The sequence below is a fragment of the Psychrobacter halotolerans genome (assembly GCF_039680845.1).
Taxonomy (GTDB): Bacteria; Pseudomonadota; Gammaproteobacteria; order Pseudomonadales; family Moraxellaceae; genus Psychrobacter.
The window spans coordinates 286,935-306,074 of sequence record NZ_JBDKWD010000002.1 but is presented as its reverse complement, the minus strand read 5'-3'; the positions used below and the strand labels follow the sequence as shown (position 1 = coordinate 306,074).

The window sequence follows — 19,140 nt, the reverse complement described above, 5'->3', positions numbered from 1 at the left end:
TTCAAAAGCGAGTCAGAACGACTGGAATGAATTTTACGCAGCCTCTGTATGAGCAGCACGCAAGGGAAATTTATACCAGTCACCTATGTTTATTGATTTCTCGGTTTTATTTTGAACTGCCTATACATTCCTACTACTTTTTATTTTTAGTCACGCCCGCTTCTTTCAATAAGGCGCCAAGCGTGCCCATTTTACTAGGTGCTTCAGTGCTCTCAGATCTAGATGCTTTACCACGATTGTTGGTACTATTTTTGTCCTGACGACTGGCTTGAGGCTTATCTTGACGGCCGTCTTGACGTTGCGCACGCGGCTTGGTTTGGCGTTTGTCAGCAGCAGGACGATTGCTGCGTGGACGATTGGCATTGTCCTCATTACCGGTATTTGGCTCAGAAGATTTCGCCGCTGGACGGGCTGTTTTTTCGGTTTCAGGTTTCATACTAAAACCGATACGACCACGTTTTTCATCAATGGAGATCACGCGTACTGAGACGATATCGCCGGGCTTAACGCGGTTCATTGGGTCTGCGACAAAATCGTTTGCCATCTGTGAGATGTGTACCAAACCATCTTGGTGAACACCTACATCGACGAAACAACCAAAGGCGGTGACATTCGTTACCACGCCTTCTAACGTCATCCCTTCTGTCAAATCTTTGATACTATTAACATCATCACGGAAGTTGGCCGTCTTAAACTCAGGACGTGGATCACGGGCAGGTTTGGCAAGCTCATCTAAAATTGATTTTACGCTGATATTCTCATCGTTAGCGGCCAGCGACGTCGTATCGATTGTGTTTAGTACCCCTTCATTACCGATGATTTCTGGCAATGATTTGCCCGTTTGCGTCAATAAGCTATCGACCAAATCGTAGCTTTCTGGATGGACGCCTGTGGCATCTAACGGGTTACTGCCGCCGTGGACACGTAAGAATCCGGCCGCTTGTTCAAAAGTTTTCACACCCAAACGAGGGACGTTTTTTAGCGCCTCGCGACTGTCAAACGCACCGTGCTCTTTACGATAGCTGACGATTTGCTGCGCCACATTGCGGTTCAAACCAGCGATATGGGCCAAGATAGCAGGACTTGCGGTGTTCACATCAACACCAACGGCATTTACGCTGTCTTGAGTCACTTTGTCCAAGCTATCTGCCAATTGATTTTGGTTGACGTCGTGCTGATACTGACCCACGCCAATGGCTTTTGGATCGACTTTGACGAGCTCTGACAATGGATCTTGCAAACGACGAGCGATAGACACCGCGCCGCGCACTGAAACATCGAGATTGGCCAATTCATCACTGGCAAGCTCACTGGCTGAATAGACAGAGGCACCAGATTCGTTGACGATGACCACATTGGCTTTTAGTGCGTCATTGGCCGCCAAAATCTCTTTGATCATTGCATCGGTTTCACGACTGGCTGTGCCATTACCGATAGCTACCAAATCAACTTGATACGTACTTAGCAGCTCATCGATAACCGCTTTGGCTTCGTCTATTTTATTGTCAGGGGCAAATGGATAAACGGTGGCGACAACAGGCTTATCGTTGCTGTCTAACATCACATGGCCTTGCGCATCGACGATGGCCATTTTTACGCCATGGCGAATGCCAGGATCCACGCCCAAGATCACTTTACGACCCGCAGGTGCTGACATTAATAAGTGTTGTAAATTATTAGCGAAGACTTCGATCGCATCTGCTTCAGCGGTCAAACGCTTTTCTGTCAATAGACGATGCTCAATGTGCGGACGCCATTTGTCTTTCCACAAACTGCTGGCAGCTTCTGTTAAAAATTCACGACGCGCAGCAGGCGCTTTGGCATCTACCTCAAAATGCGAGACGATTTTTTCGATAAAAGGCGTATCTTCACCTTCTACCTTTAGCCCCAATACATTTTCTTGGCGACCACGTAGCATCGCTAGCAGGCGATGATTGGGCAAGCGCGCAAGGCTTTCACTATGCTCGAAGTAATCTTTGAACTTCTCACCAACTTCACGCTTTTCTTCGCTGGCAACGGTAGAAACAATGCTCGCCGTTTTGGCAAAACCATTACGTAAGTTGTCCAGCAGATCCAGCGCTTGCGTCCATTCATCAACGATGATGGCTTGTAGGCCCGCCAACTGCTTGTCGATATCACTGAAGTCGACCTCAATCTCATTGCCACTGTCGTCCGTCACACTTGCCTGAACCTGATAGTCCACCAAGGCATCGGTTGGTGTAATCTCTTGCGTGAGAATTGCTTGGGCAGCAACATCGAGACCGGCGGCACGAGCTTTGGCCGCTGGAGAACGGCGACGCGGACGGTAGGGCAAGTAGATGTCTTCAAGTTCAAGCTTGGACGTCGCATTGTCAATTCGCGTCTGTAGCTCATCGGTCAAATTGCCCTGCGTGCTCAGTAGCTCCGTAATTTTGAGGCGACGAGTGGCCATGTCGCGCTCATAATTGAGAGACTTCTCTAACGCTCGCAGCTGCGCATCGTCAAGATTCTGAGTCTTCTCTTTGCGGTAACGGGCAATAAAGGGAACAGTCGCGCCTTCATCGTAAAGTTTGACAAACGCATTGACTTGAGCAGTCTTAATGCCAAGCGCGCGAGCAAGCTTGTCGTGAATATTCGCGTGTGTGGTTGCATCCAAAACCTGTGCATTTGTCGAGGTTTGAGATGGCGTTAAGGTATCAGTGCTACTCATATACGTATCAATCGTTGAGAAATGTAGTTTTGCATTATAGCAAAAGCTGCATGAATAAAAATCCTTTTTATCTTTTCGTTATTTATCGTGTGTTTTGGCGCAAAAATCGTCTGGTATCATCAATCTTGTCGCCTTGTTAAACAAACGCATACAGCATTTTTCTTGATGAGTGATGCAATTGTGACTGCAATCTTATACACTAAAGTGTCAATAGCACAAAAAATACCAAGTGCGACCCGATTGAACAAATGTAGTTATTTTTATAGGATTTTCAATAATCAACGGATTGACCATCAAATAATCACCCTATTTTATGAACAATCATATTTTACTAAGCGTTAACCGTTTCTGCTAATAATAATTTTTATAAGAGGATGCCCGTATGACTGATAATAACAGCCATGATACTTTGACTCAGCGTATCTTAGTGGTCGATGATGATGCGCGTTTGCGCTCTTTGCTGCAACGTTTTCTAGAAGACGATGGGTTTGTCGTCCGTACCGCCCATGACGGTAGCCAAATGGACAAGCTTATGCAGCGTGAGCTTTTCTCGCTTGTGGTACTAGATTTGATGTTACCGGGCGAAGATGGCATCAATATTTGTAAGCGTCTGCGCGAAAATAACGGCGACATCCCAATCATTATGCTGACCGCGAAAGGTGGCGATGCAGATCGCATTGCAGGACTAGAAGCGGGTGCGGACGATTATCTGCCCAAACCTTTTAACCCAAAAGAGCTGTTGGCTCGTATTAAAGCCGTACTACGTCGTCAAAACCGCGAGTTGCCTGGCGCGCCAAGTCACCAACTTGAAGTGGTTGAGTTTGGTCCTTGGACCTTGGACTTATCAACTCGTACACTCAAACGTGACGGTAATGTCGTGACTTTAACCACAGGTGAGTTTTCGGTGCTAAAAGCGTTGGTTCAGCATCCACGTGAGCCGTTGACACGCGATAAGCTTATGAACCTTGCCCGTGGTCGCGAATGGGGTGCCATGGAGCGCTCTATCGATGTCCAAGTATCCCGTCTGCGCCGTTTGATTGAAGACAATCCGTCTCAAGCGCGTTATATTCAAACCGTATGGGGCGTAGGTTATGTATTCGTACCTGACGAAGCCGATATTGAAGACGTGAAAAGTGAATAACTTGTCGCCACTCTTACTGACATGACTAATCCTGCTACAAAAAAGACCACTGTTTTTCAAAACATACCCTGCACCTTGGTGACAGGGTTTTTGGGTGCGGGTAAAACCACGGTTATCAATCAGTTATTGGCGACTAAACCTGCTGATGAACGCTGGGCGTTACTGATTAATGAATTTGGACGTATCGGTATCGATGGCTCACTTTTAGCAAGCGCTCAAGACGAGACGATTGATAAAAATAGTATTGCTATTCGGGAAGTGAATGGCGGCTGTATATGTTGTACCAGCCAGCTGCCACTACAGATTGCTATCAGTCGCCTACTGAGCGATCATCATCCGCAGCGCCTGCTTATTGAACCCACCGGACTGGCGCATCCGCGTGAGCTGATACGTCAGCTAAGCGAGCCGCATTGGCAGACCGCTTTAAAGATGCAGGCCGTGATAACGGTGCTGAACGGTGTGCAGTGGCAGCAAGAAAAGTATCGTACCCATGATGGTTTTCAAGCGCATGTTCGCGATGCTGATGTCTTAGTGATTAATCGTTATGCTCAATTTACCGATAGCGATAAGCTTGCCTTACAAGATTGGATAGCTGGGCTCAACCCGCAAGTCAGCATCATTTGGTCAGCGCCAACTCAGACCACATTGGACGATGCTAAGTTATCAAATACTTACTTGTCTGAGCTAACTGTGCCACTGACCAAACTCAGTCATATTATTGCAAAGCAGCGTAAGGTTACTATTGCCCTTCCTCAACAATCTATTGTGAATTTGCGACCTCTAAATACCGCTTTATCCTCTTCCTCATTATCAAATGCCTCATCGCCAGACCCTTCACAAATCAATGATGACGTTCCGGCCGATACAGAACTTGATCAACCTTATCGTTATCATGAGACACAGCAAGATATGTTTTTGGCAGGTTGGCGTCTACCCGCAGCGTATGTACTAAAAGCCAATGAGTTGCAAGAGTGGCTATTACAACTGCCGAGCTGGCAACGTATTAAAGGCATTGTGCATACGACTGATGGCTGGCTACAAATCAACTTTACGCCTGACAGCTTAACCACAAGTACCGTTAGCGCTCAAGTCGATAGTCGGTTAGAGATTATCTTGCAGTTGGAGAAGGCCAATGATAGTCAAGACAAGGTGCTGGGTAGCGATCAAGCAAACGTAGCAGACAATCCTACACTATCATCAACTATAGATTGGGAAGCATACGACCGTGAATTAATGGCACTGGTATTATGTAGTTAATCCAATATAAAAAAGGCACAGTGAGAATAGGACTCGTTTTTTGCTGCCTCTGTCTGCAACGACACAGCAAGCAACAAAAACTTATACCAGTAGTGCCTGACTATTGATAGGTCAATTTGACCATTTACCGACTATATAGTAATCATACGTCAGTATAGAGATTCAAAAACAGACAGCACAAAAAAGCGAACCCTACTCGATAGCAGGGTTCGCTTTTTTTAATTTAACTCGATTAGCTTAGTTAAGTGACCTAGTTAAATAGATCAGTTAACGCAATTGGCTGTCTTTACTACCACGGCGATTAAATAATTCAGCGGCTCTCGCCTCTTGCTCAAGCTCAGTTTGGCAACTCACACAATGCTGAATACCGGGCACAGCCAGCCGCCTCGCTTCTGGAATGGGATTGCCACATTCATCGCAAAACTCAGCACTAACGCCCGTTGGTAGTGAACGCCGAGCGCGCTCTAGCGCATCATTGACAGTTGCATCCATTTGTTCGTGCTCAGCACCATCTCTTGACCAGCCACCTGCCATAATTTTATCCTATTTGTTATTATTAATTATACATAATTTCTTTAATAACAAATAGATGGGGCTTTTATCGCTAATTGCAAGCGGCTGACGGATATTGAATTTTTTATAAAAGCGACGCTAGCATTGGTCTAGGCTTCATTAACGTTTTGCTAATCCTTGGGCTGTAGCTCAATCACTTGTCCGCGTACCCCAATACTCTCATCACTCATCAAACAGACATAGCCTGCCATGATGTCTTCAGGCGTTTTGAGGCTCATAGGGTTCTCTCCTGGATACGCATGAGCACGCATGTTGGTACGCGTACCGCCCGGATTGACACAGTTGAAGCGCAGGTTTGTGGTGTTTTGCGTCTCTTGGGTAAAGATATCGCTCATGCCCTCTACTGCCTGCTTCGACAGCGCATAAGCACCCCAGAACGCGCGCGGAGTAGTACCAACGGTGCTAGACGTAAAGACGATGGAACCATGATCTGCGTCTTTTAGTAACGGTAGTAACGCTTGGGTCAGCATAAAGGTTGCCGTAAAGTTGACCTTCATCACATCGGCGAACATATCAACATCATACATCTCAAGCGGTGTCAGTTGCCCCAGCATCCCCGCATTGTGCAAAATGCCATCCAGCTGACCGACTTCTTTATTGATTAGTCCTTCTAGCTGCTGCATCTCAGCATAAGTGGCACCTTCTAGATTCATTGGCAGCATGGCCGGCTGTTTACCACCGAAGCTCTCAATTTCATCGTAAACGTATTCAAGTTTACTGCTGGTACGACCCAACAGCAAAACAGTGGCGCCATAACGGGCATAAGTCAATGCGGCCACGCGGCCAATACCGTCGCCTGCCCCTGTCACCAATATGGTCTTACCGTCCAAGCAGTTATCAGGAGGCACAAAACTGCGAATGTCATCATGAGTCAACGTAGTTGTCGGAGTTTGGGCGGCTTGTGGGTCCGCCAATTGGTCAATGTTTGTGCTCATGGTATCACTCACTATTTAGTGTTTAATAGTTAGGGGTTAATAGTTGCAGGACTACTTGTTTATAAGGGTATTGGCTTCATCGTACAGAGATTTATATAAGGGTTTATACACGGTTTATACGTAGTCAAAGCGGCCAGAAGACAGTAGCAACTCATTCAATTGCTGGGGAGTCTCGACAATATAATCAGCGCCCCACGCTTTTAGATTTTTTTGATCTTCAGCAGGAATGTAGCCGTACGCCGCCAAAATCGTTGGCATACCTGCCGCTTTTCCAGCTTCTATGTCTCGTACGTGATCGCCCACGTACAACACACAGCCAGCCGCCCCGCGAGGAATACTCAGCTTCTCGAGCGCCATATACATAGGCTCTGGATCAGGTTTTGAGCGCGATACATCATCAGGACAGATCAAAACAGCGCAGCGCTCGTCTAACGCCATTTTATTTAACAACTGCTCTGCCAAATAACGCGGCTTATTGGTCACAATACCCCAAGGTACGCCTTGTTTTTCAAGTGTGGTCAACACTTCTTCCAATTCAGCAAATACGCAGCTGTCGATACATATATCCGCCTCGTAGTCATCTAAAAACTGCTGGCGAAAATTCAGCAAGGCCTCTTCGCTGACATCGATTTGCTCATTGTATCGTAGCATCAATTTTACCATGGCCGAGGCACCGGCAGAAACCTGCTCACGAATCTCTGCTTCAGGCGGCGCTTGCCAAGTATTCTCGCGACTCATTTTACCAATGATACGGACAAAGTCGGCAGCCGTGTCGATGAGTGTCCCATCAAGGTCAAATAAAACCGCTTTTATAAATTGGGCCATAAAGAATGCTCTTAAATTGATGACTGACTTAGTGAGAATAAAGAAAACAAACGCGCGTGGTTTAAACGATCGGTTTTTTTACCGCTATCATATAATTGACATCGACATTTTGGGCGAGCCAGTAGCGCTTGGTCAACGGATTGTAGTGTAAACCAATGATATCTTGCCGCGTAAATCCAGTATCAACTGCCATTTTGTCGAGTTCAGCGGGTGTAATAAACTTGGCATAATCATGAGTGCCGCGATCCAGCAAACGTAAGACATACTCTGCCCCAACGATGGCAAACAAATAGGATTTGGGGTTACGATTGATCGTTGATAACACACAAACACCGCCCGGTGCCAATAATGCAAAGCAAGCACGAACAATTGAGCTTGGGTCTGGCACATGCTCAAGCATCTCCATACAAGTCACTACATCGAACTGACCGGCGTGGGTTTTTGCCAACTCTTCTACTGGAATATGCTGGTAGCGTAAGGTATTTTCTAAACCGCTTTGCTCTGCATGTAGCGCCGCGGCTTTTAGATTTTCGGTGCCCAGATCGATCCCTGTGACATCGGCACCACGTTGCGCCATGGATTCAGACAATATACCGCCGCCACAACCAACATCCAGCACTTTTTTGCCCGCAAGTCCTGTATCCGCTGTTTTATGCACACCTTGAGCAGTACTATCTTTCGCCGCAAGGGCAGATTGATAGCTGCGTTTGACGTTCTCCTCTATCCAATTTAAACGCAGAGGATTGATTTCGTGCAAGGTTGCAAAGGCGCCCGTGTTGCTCCACCATTCGCTGGCCAATTTGTTGAATTTCTCAACTTCACCAGCATCCACATTGATGGTGGTCGCTGCCATATCATCAGTACGATGGTTTTCTTGCTCATTCAAAGAAGGGGTCGCTTGGCCCATAATGGTTTTCCTTTATTGTCATTATCGTTATTAACGTATACAGTGCAAAATTATGGGTTTAATATTAGCATGAGAGCAGCAACTTTGTCGTGAGTACATCGTCACCGATTGTGAGTGGCATTGGTAACCACCTACCTGTGCCCCTTTTGCTATAGCTATCTTCAATTCTCATGAAATGTGGTATAGATCTTGCTGGCTTGATATAGATAATGTCGTGTATTGGTTTTATTGAGTTTCAACTATCTACCTATTTAAGCAATGTACCTTGTTTAAGCAATGTACCTTAAATAATAACTGACAGCTTTACAACTGTTCGTTAAGATTCGGATTCACAAGTACACACGTTTTACGTTATCATAGCCGATGTACTGTTATAGATCAGTTTTACGTGTCGCTATATTGTTTATGAAACTCAAGCCAATGATATATAAGCACGCTAACCACCCCTAAGCCTCCACACCTCAAGGATAAAGTATGAAACGTGTCATCACACTGACTGGTCTGGCCATGGCCATCGGACTTGCTACTATGGGCGCACAAGCTGCCGACTACGTCGCTGGAAAAGACTATCGCGTGATAGACAATCCAGAAAAAATCAGCGGTGATGCGATCATAGTTCGTGAGTTTTTTTGGTATGGTTGCCCGCATTGCTATAAACTTGACCCGCATATGGAAAAATGGGCAAAGACCAAAGACAAAGATGTGGCATTCTTTAAAACACCAGCCGCGCTTAATCCCGTTTGGGAAGCCAATGCTCGTGGTTTTTATGCCGCTCAGCTTTTGGGATTTGAAAATAAAACTCATAAACCTCTATTTGATGCGATCCATAAAGACGGTAAAAAACTGTTTGACCAAGCCTCATTGAGCAAATGGTATGGCTCAAAAGGCGTTGATGAAAAGAAATTCAACAGCCTTTATAATTCATTTGCAGTGGGCACAAAAATTGGTCGTTCACAAGCCGGTGCTAAGCGTTATCAGCTCTCTGGCGTACCAGCAGTCGTGGTACAGGGCAAGTATGTAGTGACAGGCGAAGATGCCACGGTACCTAAAGTCGTTGAATTTTTGGTAGACAAGGTTCGCGCTGAGAAGAAATAATGTAGTCTTTGTTTTTAATAGACGCGCTACTGATCATGCATGCATAAAAAAGCCAATCTTTGAAGGATTGGCTTTTTTTATACAATCTTTTTATGATTACTTCTTTAACTGTGACAAGATAGCCACTTCACGAATATAACTTGCCAAATCCGCTTTTGACTCTCTCATCAGCTCGTCATCCTGCGTGTGCTTGGCATACTCAATCCATAGTAGCAGTTGATACATGCTGTTATGCTCAGAAGCCTTATACTGTTTTACAAACTGTTTTAGCGTTCCTTCATCATTGATGTTTAAACGCTCGTGCCAGCTTTCTATTTTAGAAATTTGCTCTTTAGGAAACACCGCATCAAACAAGGCTTTCACCAATTCATGACGATTTTCTTCACTAATGAGCTTACCGACACGCTTGGTCTGGCGATTACGAGCATTGGCACTGGTAATGTCTGCCAATGCCATCAACTCTGCCATAAAATAATCACTGGCTGGTAAGTTTTTGAGCTGTTTTTTCGACAAGCTGGCAAGCGGTATCGACAACTGTTGCAAGCGCTCATGGGCTTTTTTGAGTTCGGTACGCGAGACGCGCATGTCCTGTTCTGACCAGTCAATCATAAACACTTTCCAAAATAATGAATAATAAAATTAGTAATATTTGAGGTATAGCACCACTACCAACGATTCTTTTCACGGTGCTTTGCCAGTACCTTTATGCCTTTTGGCATAGTATCGGCAAGACGGCGTTGTAAATTGTCAGTAATGAACACGGAGCGATGTTTACCGCCCGTGCAGCCAATGGCAACCGTTACTGTATGGCGGTTATTGTGTAAAAACTCGGGCAACCAACGCGTCAAAAAGCGACTGAGATCATCGATCATCTCAGCGACATCTGGACAGTCTACAAAAAAAGCAGCGACCTCAGCATCAAGTCCTGTCGATGTACGCAGCTCAGGGTTCCAATGGGGATTGGGTAGTATTCTGACATCAAATACAAAGTCGGCATCAATCGGACTGCCATATTTAAACCCAAAAGACAGCAAGTTAATCACAATCTGATTGTCCACACCGATGTAGTCACGCAGACTGTCTTTTAGCTGATGAATATTTAAGTTGCTGGTATCAATTTTGATATCAGCATGGCTGGCAACGGGCTTTAATAGCTCACCCTCTTTTTTGATCGCCGCTGGTAAATTAAAAGCAATATGTTTTGCATTGTCACTATTATCAATGTCCAGCGACATCAAAGGATGGACACGGCGAGTGGCATTAAAGCGAGCAACCAACGCCATTTCTTGCGCGGTCACATACACCACCTTTACCACCTGATCGCCATATGTGTTTTTTAGTGATTCGTACATTTCTGCAAAATTGGACAAATCGGCACGCGGCGTTCGAATGTCAACACCAAGCGCAATGCGGCGAATGCCACTTTCATTAACCAGTTTATGGGTGGCATTGGCAAGCAATGACAACGGCAGATTATCAATGGAATAATAGCCGAGATCTTCTAAGATATTTAATACTGAGGTTTTACCCGAGCCTGAAAGACCTGACACAACTAAAATACTGAGCTTATCAGCGGCGGATTTACGTGCTACCTGTTTGGTATCATCGTTACTACTGTCCTGATTTACATCCATGATTCACCCATTTTAGTCCATTGCATTTTGCAAGCTACTATATTATAACGGCTGATTCACCGTCACTCGTTGGTTGTCCAACAAACGTGCACGTCCCAGCCAAGCCGCGACTAGAATGATTAAATCTTTGCGTTCAACATTAAAACTGTCTGTAGTATGGCGTGGAGCATCCAAACTCTCGGTTTTGATTTCTAAATAATCAATCACAAAACCGACTTCCGTAATTCGATTATGCGCTTTAGCCAGTAAGGCTTTAGACTCTTGCACGCTTAGCGTATGGTTTTCTAGTTCATGTGCCAAACGTTGTAGCTCTTGGTGCAATATAGGAGCGATTTGACGCTCAGTCTCACTTAAATACTGATTACGAGAGGATAAGGCCAGTCCATCATCAGCACGAACAATAGGTGCTCCTACAATCTCAATAGGATAGCTCAAATCGCGTACCAACTGCTTGATAATAGCCAGCTGTTGATAGTCCTTTTGCCCAAAAATAGCCATATCCGGTTGCACAATATTAAATAACTTAGCAACGACAATACCCACACCATCGAAGTGCCCAGGACGCGTTTGACCACACAATTGATCCGTAATAGCCCCTGCCAGCACAGTGGTCGGCGGTGGCAAGACTGGGTACATCTCATCGATACTAGGCGCGAAAACATAATCAGCATCGACCGTGGCTAGCTTTGCAATATCCTCATCCAGCGTACGAGGATAGCTATCAAAGTCTTCGCCCACACCAAATTGCGTAGGATTGACAAATATACTGACCACCACAACCTCTGCCCGCTGTTTGGCAATTCTCACCAATTCAAGATGCCCTGCATGCAGATTGCCCATGGTTGGCACTAAAGCAATACGCTGTGAGCGACTTTGCCCGTCATTTTGCAAACCACGATAAGGCTGTAATGCGTCACGCAATGTCGATATACGATGATGAACAATAGGCATGGTTGGGTGGTCTTCTGTTATCAAATCTTGGATAAACTAACGAGTAGATACATTAACTGAATTGATGCGACTCAGCTGGAAACGTGCCTTCACGCACTGACTGCTGGTAAAGGCCAAATGCGCCTTCGATACTGCGTGCGCTGTTACGCTCATCAGTCAAAAAATCATGGACAAAACGAGGGGCACGGCCGTGAATCATCCCTAGCATGTCATGCATGACCAGCACTTGACCGTCAGTATCGGCCCCTGCACCAATCCCAATGACTGGTACGGTCACCGCTTCCGTTATTTGCTTAGCAAGTTCAGCTGGGACGCACTCTAATACCAATAAGGCCGCACCAGCAGCAACCACTGCTTTTGCATCAGCAAGCACTTTTGCGGCTGCATCACCGCGTCCTTGGACTTTATAACCACCAAAAACATTGACCGATTGCGGGGTCAAACCGAGATGCACGCAAGTGGGCGTTCCTGCCTGCGCCAGTTTTGTGACAAGATCACACAGCTCACTACCGCCTTCAATTTTGATTACATGTGCGCCCGCCTGCATCAATTGCCGACTGTTAGCGACGGCTTCTGGTAGCGTCACATAACTCATAAAGGGCAAGTCAGCCAAAATTAGTGCCTGCTTATTGCTACGAGCGATGTTGGCGGTGTGATAAACCATATCTGCCACAGTGACAGGCAATGTCGAGTCATGGCCTTGTACGACCATACCCAAGCTGTCGCCGATTAAAATAGTATCAATCTGTGCCGCTTCCATCATTCTTGCAAACATCGCGTCATAGCACGTCAAGCAAGTAAACTTGGTGCCATCTTTCTTAAATTTATTTAAAGTAGATAATGTTGTCATATGATCCTCAATCGACATTCAATGCCTTTAATTATCAATCAACCACGCCTGTTTTAAAATTTTAAATGAATAACGCTTGTCACTTGCTTATGCTTACTCAATCAGTCGCGCTTTTTAGGTACTCGATAAGCGCGTTAAACCTGTCCAGTCACTACTTTGTGGACAGTCAGTGATTGAAACGCCTGCAATTGTTAGATTGGGCGCCAACTCTCGCAGAGGTATCAAGACAAAATTACGTTCAAAAAGTCCAGCATGCGGAATGGTCAGCTGCGTCTCTGTCATCTGTAAGTCGCCATATAATAAAATATCGACGTCCAGACTGCGCTCACCCCAACGACGGAGGCGGGCACGCTTAGCACTCTGTTCTAACTGTTGGCAAAAGGCGAGCAATTCAAACGCTGTCAGTCTTGTCTCAAAACCCGCAACTGCGTTAACAAAGTCAGGTTGGTCTTGTGGCCCCATGGGAGATGAGGCATAAAACGAGGAGATGCTAACATTACATATGTCATTATGACCTTGCAACCCAGCCAGCGCTTGCTGCAAATGCTCTACTGGCGACCCCAAATCATTCGCCAAATTGCTACCCAAGCCCACATAACACGTGTGCCACGCCCCTTTATCTTGACGATCGTTGGTTGTAGGATGGTAGGTAGCATCTGCTTGTCCGCTACGACCATTGGCAAGGCTTTCAAAACTGGTCATGGTTGTCACTGTACTCTAAAATCTACGGTCAATTTCTGCTATCGCTCTTAAGCCGCAACCTGCTTAAACACAATGAACATTAAGCGTTGTTGGTATTGGGTTGGCGACGACGACGTTTCGATGGCACTGGACCTTTATTGTCAGTCATTTTACTAACGCTAGTCTGACTATCAGCCCCTTGACTCGCTTTAGCCTGTTTATCTTTAGCCTGTTTATTTTGCGTAGGCGCGGATTCTGTTTCTATAGGGCTAGCTTCTGTAGATTTGCTTTCCGTAACCGACTTTTGAGCCGGCTTTCTAGATCGTCTGGTTTTGGTTTCCGTTTTATCGCCAAACTCAGCCGCTGGTTTTGGGGCTTTTCTCGCATACTGCTCAGACGCGTTCTTATCATTAGCACTTTGTTGATTCACTGGCGCTTGGGTGTCGATACCATTAGCGCTGTGGTTACTGTCGTTACTGTCGTTACTATAGTCACCATGGGCACTGTCAACACTGGGCTGACGACGGCGACGCTTATGCGGAACCGGCTCGTTATTCATGCTGACCAGTGCAGGTGTGCTTGCGACCGAACGGCTGACATGGGTGGTGGTTTTGACTGGTGATGCCTTACCCTCAGCCTGTTTTGTACTAGATGGCTGCACTTCTTCTTTCGTTGCAACCTTCTTAGCAGCGGCTGTCTTCTTCACAGTCGCTTTGACAGGTTTGGAGCTTTCATCATTCGCCAGTTGTCTTTTTAATGGCGGCACAACTTTTTCGTGCTCTATCACAAACAATGGCGCAGGCTTGGTATTGTGATGCTTACTTGCGGTTTGATTGTCATTATTAGCCAAAGACAACTGCTGTAATTGAGCAAGCTCACTGCTGTCTTGTTTGGCTTGCGTAGCATCGTAACCTTGGTTTTTATGGCTAGCCGATTGCTTATCAGAGCTTGAGAGCTGGCTAGCAGCACGGCGTCGACGTGATGGAACGTTTGCTGAATTATTTACCATTGTCTGATCGTTCATACCTTTTTCAGTGCTACCATTGGCTTTACTTTGCTTACCATGTTGTTGATTGGCATTTTGTTGATTGCCAGTTGAATCATCAACGGCATTTGCCTCAACCTTTTGACGATTGCGTCCGCGACCGCGCGGGCCTTGCCCTTGCTTATAAGCGCCGCGTCGAATATTTTCATCGAACGCATCAATGGCTTGCTGCTGCTCTTGCTCTGACAACGTTTGATACGTCTGCCACCAGTCGCCCATCTCATTGGTGGACTCTGATAAGGGATGTTCGGCATCACCGCATTGCTCACGCAATAATAAAAAGTCAAAGCCTGCGCGGAAGCGTGGATGCTCAGAGAGCTGGATGATTTGCTTGCTGCGCGGAGCGGCAAGTTTTGGCTGTAATATCCAAATATCACGGATAAACTGTTCGGCAAATTTAGGGATTGCCGTTTTGATACGCTGACGATCAATGACTTTACCCGCCGCATGCATTTGCGCTTCAGCAAATGGCATATTACGCTTTTTGGCTTTGGCCAATTGATGCAGATAATTTTCCCACAAGAGAGCAGCGTAGAAAAACGCTGGATTGATGCTTTTGCCAGCAGCAATGCGTTTGTCTGTATTGATTGCCACTTGATTCACTAACGCACTTGGCTCAGACGGCGGATAAATAACCAAGCTATCAATGGCGCCTGACTCGAACAATAACGGCAATAATGGCACCAAATAGCCGCCCGTAAACATTTTTTGCGTTTCATCATACAGACGATGCGGTGATATTTGCTCAAGCAATGCCCAATTACCCTCATGGAACTGCGCGGCCAAGGCGTCATCAAACTCAAAGCCCAGTTTGGCTTTGAAACGTAAGGCACGTAGTAAGCGTACCGGATCTTCTTCAATACGAACGGGGGCATCGCCCAATAGACGAATAATTCTATTATCGATGTCTTCAAGTGCGCCGCAAAAATCATGGACCACGCCTTTGAGTGGCTGATAATAGAGCGCATTAATAGAAAAATCACGGCGAGAAAAATCTTGCTTAATATCACCCCACACATTATCGCGCAGAATCATGCCGTCCCGATTGGTATTGGCATCACTGGTTGGTGGCCCACGAAACGTTGCCACTTCAATCAATTCGCGCCCAGAATAGACATGCGCCAATTGAAAGCGGCGACCAATAATGCGGCAGCGCTTGCCAAAGACGTCTTTGATCTCATGCGGCTTGGCATCAGTCACGGCATCAAAGTCTTTCGGACGCAGACCCAATAAAGTATCACGCACACCGCCACCGACGATATAGGCATCAAACCCAGCTCGCGTCAATGTGGCAATCACTTCTGTAATGGAATTGGGTAATTCAGATTTGTTCAGTTCTAACTGCTTGGCGGCACGCTCGGCCATGCATCTACTCCTCGCCGGTATTCTTTACTCACCCCTAACGAACACAGCGTTTGTCAGGCGGATGTAACCGCTAGTTTAACAAATTTTGTCGGTGCTGGGTGTGTTATGACATTTACTTACATGCTATTTTATCAATATTGGGGTTAATTTATACAAAATAGGGCTATCTGTCCTGTACGCGCAAACGCGCTCGGTTTTTCTCAAGCGTTTTTGCACCAATGCCTTTGACGTTTTTTAGCTCATCAACCGTTTTAAAACCGCCAAACATATCGCGGTATAAGATAATTGCGCGCGCTTTGCTGCTGCCAATCCCATTTAGCGACACTAACTCACTTTCGCTGGCACGATTGATGTTCACGATTGTCTCATCACGTGCTTTTATGACTGATTTTTCTTTTGCTAACAGATACTCATAAGCGCGTTGCGGATCATCAAAACAAGGCGCCGCATTAGCCCCATTCATTAGCAAAACTGCCACTAGACAGCTAGCAGCGCTCTTTATTATATTTATAATGTATCTATTACTGGGAACGTTCATGTCGTTTCGCCGCTTCCCACAGTGCATCCATCTCGGTTATGTCACTGTCTTCTAAGCGCTTACCGATACTTGCCAGCTGCTCTTCGATGTAACCAAAGCGCGACTTAAACTTATGCACGCAGGTTAACGTTGCAGCCTCTGCATCAAGGTTTAGTTTTCGAGCGACATTGACTAGGGCAAACATACAGTCGCCAAGCTCTTTTTCTATCTCTTTAATATTGGCTTTAATGTCTGCTTTTGATTTATCTATCAGCTCAGCCTTTAATTCACTAACTTCTTCATCCAACTTATCAAAAGCGCCACTGATACCGTCCCAGTCAAAACCAAGCTTGGACGCCTGCTTTTGTACATCCTGCGCCTGCATTAGAGCACTGCCCGCTTTGACTTCATCTAAACGGCGCGGCGGTTTACCACGTGACACACGCTCTTGTTTTTCCTCTGCCTTAATCTCATCCCAGCGCGCTTTGACTGCCACATCATCTTTGAGCGTTTCGGCTTCAAAGACGTGCGGATGACGCCGAACCAGCTTCTCTTGTAAGGTAGTAATGACATCAGCAAGATCAAAACGGCCTTGCTCTGCATAGATCTGACAATGAAAAACCACTTGTAGTAACACATCACCAAGCTCACCTTTGATGTCCTCGTCGTCATCGCTTTGTACGGCCTCGCCCAACTCGTAAGCCTCTTCAATCGCATAAGGGATTAGGCTGTGATTGGTTTGCTTTTTGTCCCACGGACAGTCGGCTCGCAGTCTTGCCATGAGTGCTAACAGATCGTCAAGTTGCCCACTGGCGTCTGGTGTTCCTTGTACTGGTGTTGGCACTGTGACATGTTTGTTTGGCGTAGTCGTAAAAGTAGTCATAAAGGATGCTCTTATATTTTTAACGTTTTTTTAGGTTGTTAATTTTAGTGTTAGTGTATCATTGAACGCTGACTGACTTATAATTGTGCCTCTTACTTCTTCATTCTACCACTGCTCACGCACAAGGAATTTTATCACTATGTCCACTTCTGCGCCCATTCGCTATCAACCAGCGACTGAATTCAGTCCCATTACGATCAATTCATTCAAAGCTTATGATATTCGCGGTGAGCTTGGCGTCAATCTTGATGAAGATATCGCTTATCGTATTGGACGTGCCTTTGCGCAGATTTTATTGCAGCGTTATCACACAACAACCGAAACGCAAAGCAGCGATATGGCAAATCTACAAGCTGCTATCGTGATCGGCAGTGATATTCGTCATTCAAGTGAGCAGCTAAAACAAGCGGCCATTCGAGGTATGTTAGATGCAGGCGCTGACGTTATTGATTTGGGCATGACTGGCACAGAAGAGGTGTATTTTGCCACCAGCCATTATCAAGTACTGGGCGGTATTGAAGTGACGGCCAGCCACAACCCTATTAATTATAATGGCTTAAAATTGGTGAAAGAGCACTCAAAACCCATCAGTGGCGATGATGGTTTGGCAGAGATTCAAGCATTAGCAGAATCAGGACAATTTACCAATGATCGTCCATCGGGCACACTACAATTAATAAGCGATAAAAGCGCTTATATCGCTCACTTAATGACTTTTATCGATACGGATAAACTAAAACCACTCAAATTGGTGATTAATTCAGGTAATGGCAGTGCTGGCCCTGTTGTCGACTTATTGATTGATAAGCTCGCACAAGCGGATACGCCCATCGAGATTATTACGCTACATCACACTCCTGATGGCAGCTTTCCCAATGGCATTCCCAATCCTATGATTGAAACCAATAGAGCAGCGACCCAGCAAGCGGTTTTAGAACACAAAGCAGATCTAGGAATTGCGTTCGATGGTGATTTTGACCGCTGTTTTTTATTCGATGAAAATGGCGCGTTTATTGATGGTAGCTACATCGTAGGTATGTTGGCGCAAGCCTTTTTGAACAAGTATGCCAATGAAACCATCGTCTATGACCCGCGAGTGATATACAACACTGAAGCGGTGATAGAACAACACCATGGCAAAGCGGCGATCAGTAAATCGGGACATTCTTTTATCAAACAAGTTATGCGTAATTCTGGTGCTGTCTACGGTGGCGAGATGTCGGCGCACCATTATTTTCGTGATTTCTTCTACTGTGACAGCGGCATGATCCCGTGGCTGTTGACCATTGAGCTACTGTCCATCACAGGCAAGACCTTGTCTGAATTGGTTACAGGCTATATCAAAGATTATCCCAGCTCAGGCGAGCGCAACTTTCATTTGACCACGCACGATGCTCCCACCATTATCCGTGCGATTGAAGAAAAATTCAGCCTGCAAAAACCCACTAAATCCACACTCGATGGTTTAAGTCTCAACTTTGGGGAGTGGCGCTTTAATTTACGCGCCTCTAATACAGAACCACTTATCCGGCTAAATATTGAAAGTCGTGGTGATGCGTCATTATTGGCGGCTAAAATTGAAGAAATTCAGCAGTGGTTAGCCACCCAAGGCGCTGTACCTGCCTAACATCACAAAGTCGGTTCAACATAAGAAAGGTATAGCGTGACTGGAATACATTTTTTGTAGCCTCTGTCAGCATAGCAAGCAAGCAAGCAAAATTTTTACGAGTCACGCATTATAAAGCTATCCATCTATTTTATTGAGTATCGACTAAGGCCATTCAAGATAAAA

Annotated in this window: 17 protein-coding genes; 4 read left to right on the top strand and 13 right to left on the bottom strand. The window is 45.8% G+C overall.

Features of this window, described 5'->3' with window-relative positions; all coding sequences use genetic code 11:
* Nucleotides 1-133: 133 nt before the first annotated feature.
* Nucleotides 134-2,689, bottom strand: coding sequence for a Tex family protein (locus AAJP47_RS04965; protein WP_346716800.1), 2,556 nt, complete (start codon nt 2,687-2,689; stop codon nt 134-136).
* 382 nt (nt 2,690-3,071) lie between these two features.
* On the opposite strand from AAJP47_RS04965, the gene ompR reads away from it, so the two are divergent.
* Both ompR and AAJP47_RS04955 read left to right on the top strand, forming a co-directional pair.
* Entirely contained in the window at nt 3,072-3,830 is a 759-nt protein-coding gene (gene ompR / locus AAJP47_RS04960) for an osmolarity response regulator transcription factor OmpR (protein WP_346716799.1), read from the top strand.
* 21 nt (nt 3,831-3,851) lie between these two features.
* Complete coding sequence (locus AAJP47_RS04955) at nt 3,852-5,087, top strand: CobW family GTP-binding protein (RefSeq protein WP_346716798.1); 1,236 nt, start codon at nt 3,852-3,854, stop codon at nt 5,085-5,087.
* 267 nt (nt 5,088-5,354) lie between these two features.
* Here AAJP47_RS04955 and AAJP47_RS04950 read toward each other — a convergent pair whose 3' ends face one another.
* The 4 genes from AAJP47_RS04950 to ubiG form a co-directional block, all read right to left on the bottom strand.
* Nucleotides 5,355-5,621 (bottom strand): DksA/TraR family C4-type zinc finger protein, encoded by a 267-nt coding sequence (locus AAJP47_RS04950; protein WP_346716797.1) that lies wholly within the window; start codon nt 5,619-5,621, stop codon nt 5,355-5,357.
* Nucleotides 5,622-5,770: 149 nt separating this feature from the next.
* Nucleotides 5,771-6,595, bottom strand: a complete 825-nt coding sequence (locus tag AAJP47_RS04945) for a YciK family oxidoreductase (RefSeq protein WP_346716796.1) — start codon at nt 6,593-6,595, stop codon at nt 5,771-5,773.
* A 114-nt stretch (nt 6,596-6,709) separates the two neighbouring features.
* Nucleotides 6,710-7,420 carry an HAD family hydrolase gene (locus AAJP47_RS04940; protein WP_346716795.1) on the bottom strand — a complete coding sequence of 237 codons (711 nt, stop codon included), beginning with the start codon at nt 7,418-7,420 and terminating at the stop codon, nt 6,710-6,712.
* Nucleotides 7,421-7,481: 61 nt separating this feature from the next.
* On the bottom strand, nt 7,482-8,273 hold the full coding sequence (ubiG, locus tag AAJP47_RS04935) for a bifunctional 2-polyprenyl-6-hydroxyphenol methylase/3-demethylubiquinol 3-O-methyltransferase UbiG (protein ID WP_346717102.1): 792 nt from the start codon (nt 8,271-8,273) through the stop codon (nt 7,482-7,484).
* Nucleotides 8,274-8,801: 528 nt separating this feature from the next.
* Here ubiG and AAJP47_RS04930 point away from each other — a divergent pair.
* Nucleotides 8,802-9,422, top strand: a complete 621-nt coding sequence (locus AAJP47_RS04930) for a thiol:disulfide interchange protein DsbA/DsbL (protein ID WP_346716794.1) — start codon at nt 8,802-8,804, stop codon at nt 9,420-9,422.
* Between the two features lie 96 nt (nt 9,423-9,518).
* Here AAJP47_RS04930 and yjgA read toward each other — a convergent pair whose 3' ends face one another.
* From yjgA to mazG, 8 genes are all read right to left on the bottom strand, one after another.
* Nucleotides 9,519-10,031, bottom strand: a complete 513-nt coding sequence (yjgA, locus tag AAJP47_RS04925) for a ribosome biogenesis factor YjgA (protein ID WP_346716793.1) — start codon at nt 10,029-10,031, stop codon at nt 9,519-9,521.
* A 56-nt stretch (nt 10,032-10,087) separates the two neighbouring features.
* Nucleotides 10,088-11,056, bottom strand: a complete 969-nt coding sequence (rapZ, locus tag AAJP47_RS04920; RefSeq protein ID WP_346716792.1) for an RNase adapter RapZ — start codon at nt 11,054-11,056, stop codon at nt 10,088-10,090.
* Between the two features lie 42 nt (nt 11,057-11,098).
* Complete coding sequence (gene panC, locus AAJP47_RS04915) at nt 11,099-12,007, bottom strand: pantoate--beta-alanine ligase (protein WP_346716791.1); 909 nt, start codon at nt 12,005-12,007, stop codon at nt 11,099-11,101.
* 52 nt (nt 12,008-12,059) lie between these two features.
* The gene (gene panB, locus AAJP47_RS04910; protein ID WP_346716790.1) at nt 12,060-12,857 is read right to left on the bottom strand and encodes a 3-methyl-2-oxobutanoate hydroxymethyltransferase; all 798 of its coding nucleotides are present in this window, start codon (nt 12,855-12,857) and stop codon (nt 12,060-12,062) included.
* Between the two features lie 114 nt (nt 12,858-12,971).
* Complete coding sequence (gene folK / locus AAJP47_RS04905) at nt 12,972-13,559, bottom strand: 2-amino-4-hydroxy-6-hydroxymethyldihydropteridine diphosphokinase (RefSeq protein ID WP_346716789.1); 588 nt, start codon at nt 13,557-13,559, stop codon at nt 12,972-12,974.
* Between the two features lie 79 nt (nt 13,560-13,638).
* On the bottom strand, nt 13,639-15,948 hold the full coding sequence (gene pcnB / locus AAJP47_RS04900; RefSeq protein ID WP_346716788.1) for a polynucleotide adenylyltransferase PcnB: 2,310 nt from the start codon (nt 15,946-15,948) through the stop codon (nt 13,639-13,641).
* 163 nt (nt 15,949-16,111) lie between these two features.
* Complete coding sequence (locus AAJP47_RS04895) at nt 16,112-16,486, bottom strand: ComEA family DNA-binding protein (RefSeq protein WP_497198685.1); 375 nt, start codon at nt 16,484-16,486, stop codon at nt 16,112-16,114.
* A complete protein-coding gene (gene mazG, locus AAJP47_RS04890; protein WP_346716786.1) occupies nt 16,470-17,348 on the bottom strand; it encodes a nucleoside triphosphate pyrophosphohydrolase in 879 nt (292 codons plus the stop codon). The genes AAJP47_RS04895 and mazG overlap by 17 nt, the downstream gene beginning before the upstream one ends.
* Nucleotides 17,349-17,487: 139 nt before the next feature.
* Here mazG and AAJP47_RS04885 point away from each other — a divergent pair, with 139 nt between their 5' ends.
* Nucleotides 17,488-18,975 carry a phosphohexomutase domain-containing protein gene (locus AAJP47_RS04885; RefSeq protein WP_346716785.1) on the top strand — a complete coding sequence of 496 codons (1,488 nt, stop codon included), beginning with the start codon at nt 17,488-17,490 and terminating at the stop codon, nt 18,973-18,975.
* The last annotated feature ends 165 nt before the right edge of the window (nt 18,976-19,140 follow it).